The sequence below is a fragment of the Nitrobacter sp. 62-13 genome (genome assembly GCF_001896955.1).
Classification (GTDB): domain Bacteria; phylum Pseudomonadota; class Alphaproteobacteria; order Rhizobiales; family Xanthobacteraceae; genus Nitrobacter.
In genome coordinates this window covers 2,872-5,009 of record NZ_MKRN01000071.1, presented here as the reverse complement: position 1 = coordinate 5,009, position 2,138 = coordinate 2,872, and the positions used below count along the sequence as shown (strand labels likewise).

Sequence of the window (2,138 nt, the reverse complement as noted above, 5' to 3'; positions counted from 1 at the left end):
CGAGCAACTCAAGGAGCAGGAGCGCGCCGGCAAGGCCAATGCGCGGCTGAACTCCGGCGAGGCTCGCAAGCGGGCGGACGAGCTTCAGGCCCGCCTGCAAAGGCGCATGCAGGAGATCAAGCGTGAGCGTCAGTTGGCGCCGCTGCCGCCCGTGGTGCTTGGTGGCCTCCTAGTCGTGCCCATCGGATTGATACGCGCAATGGGCGGTCAGTCACACGCAACCGCCCAGACGGTGGTCGATACCCAGGCCGCGGCGGCTCGGGCGCGGGAGATCGTAATGGAGGTCGAGCGCGGGCTCGGTTTCGTCCCGACTGATCGGGAGTTCGAGAAGCTCGGCTATGACATCGAAAGCGCCATCCCAGGCACTGGGCGCCTGCGCTTCATCGAAGTGAAGGGTCGTGTCGCGAGCGCGGACACCGTCACCGTGACGAAGAACGAGATCCTCTACTCGCTCAATAAACCTGACGACTTCATCCTGGCGATGGTTGCTTTCGGCGCAGACGGATCGCACGAGGTCCGCTACCTGCGGAGGCCATTCGGCCAAGAGCCGGATTTCGGAGTGACGAGTGTCAACTATGAATTCTCAGAACTGCTAAGGCGAGCGGAGGTGCCTCGATGAAACTTTCACGAGTCGAGATCACGCACTTCCGCTGCTTTGAGTCCCTGCCGATTGCTTTGCAGCCGGACGTCAACATCATCGTCGGAGCAAACGGGGCCGGCAAAAGCAGCGTTCTCGATGCCATCGCGATCGCGCTCTACGAGATTGTCGCCGCGAATGGAGCCGGCGGAAAGCGCCAGCGGACGCTGCAAAGCGCGACCCTCAAGCCGACTGACATCTACATCGACCGAAGTGCCGCAGACCCATCCGTTGGCCGGAAACCCTTTGTGCAAGTCCGGGCGCAGGCGAAAGACCTCTATGCGGTCGGCGAGTTCGCGACCCGACCGCTCTTCCAGGACGACACTGACTCCGCGGCGATGCTGGAGTGGTCCCAACACATCGTTTTCACTCCGCCGAATAGCTTCAGCTATGCGTCCGGGGCTTCTGAACAACTATCTCAGTTGGAGAGATATTTCCGCGCCTTGTGGCAGGAAATAAATACGAGCAGCCCGCAGGCGCTGATCCCTTTGCCTGCGGTCGCTTACTACCGCGCGCGCCGTCGCATCAACGGGATGCCAGAACTCGGCGGAATCTTCAAAAGCGCGCCAGGGAGAGTCGAGGCCTACGTCAACGCGATGGACGCGGGCGCGAGTTTCGCCTCGATGTGCCAGTGGCTCTATCTGCGCGAAAACGAGGAGCTGCGAGCGCGCGCGAGCAAAAGAGCTGCGAAGGCAACCGAGCTTCCCGACCTTCATGCTGTCCGGGAGGTGTTGAAGGCGTCGATCGCGGGTGTGGAGCGCGTCTACTTCGACGGCAACCCGCCGCGCTTGATGGTCGATCTCGGATCGTCCGATGGCGAGCCCCAAGCCATGGAGCTGGGCCAGCTCAGCGACGGCTATCGCAATCTTCTGGCCTTGTTCCTCGATTTCGCGCGCCGGCTCGTGCAAGCCAATCCAACCTGGCCGAACCCGCTTGAGGCGCCCGGCATCCTCCTCATCGACGAGATCGAATTGCACCTGCATCCCAAATGGCAGCAGACCGTCATTCCCAGCCTGCGGTCCGCCTTTCCCAATACGCAGCTCGTCATCGCCACGCACAGCCCTGCTGTGTTGACGACAGTGCGTCGGGAACACATTCACCTTCTCACCTCGGGGCATGAGTTCGAAAGCCTGCCGGCCGACGTCGGCACATACGGCGCCGAAAACTCGCGGGTTCTCGCTGAAGTGTTCGGAACGCACGCGCGCCCGCCTAGGGTCGAAACCACAGAAAAATTGCAGCGCTACCTGAGTTTGGTCGAGGCGCGCCAACAGGGCAGCGAGGAGGCTCGCGCCTTGCGAACGGAACTGGAGGGCGCGCTCGGAAAGAGCGATCCCGATCTACGTCGCGCCGACCTGCGAGTCCGGCAGATTGAGGCGCTGGGTAAGAAATGAAGACGATCACCCGTTCTGCCGAGCCGGCCTGCCTTGCCGGGCAACCCCACGGCCAGGATTGGCGCACGTTCATGCTGACCGCGTGTCACGGTGATCTGCACCAAAACCTG

At 62.3% G+C, this 2,138-nt stretch carries 2 protein-coding genes; both read left to right on the top strand.

Annotated elements, in window-relative coordinates; all coding sequences use genetic code 11:
- Positions 1-619, top strand: a 619-nt coding sequence (locus BGN91_RS06960; protein ID WP_292611740.1) for a DUF3883 domain-containing protein, incomplete at its 5' end; no start/stop codon positions are given.
- Entirely contained in the window at positions 616-2,028 is a 1,413-nt protein-coding gene (locus BGN91_RS06955) for an AAA family ATPase (RefSeq protein ID WP_292611738.1), read from the top strand. The genes BGN91_RS06960 and BGN91_RS06955, both read left to right, overlap by 4 nt.
- Positions 2,029-2,138: the final 110 nt, after the last annotated feature.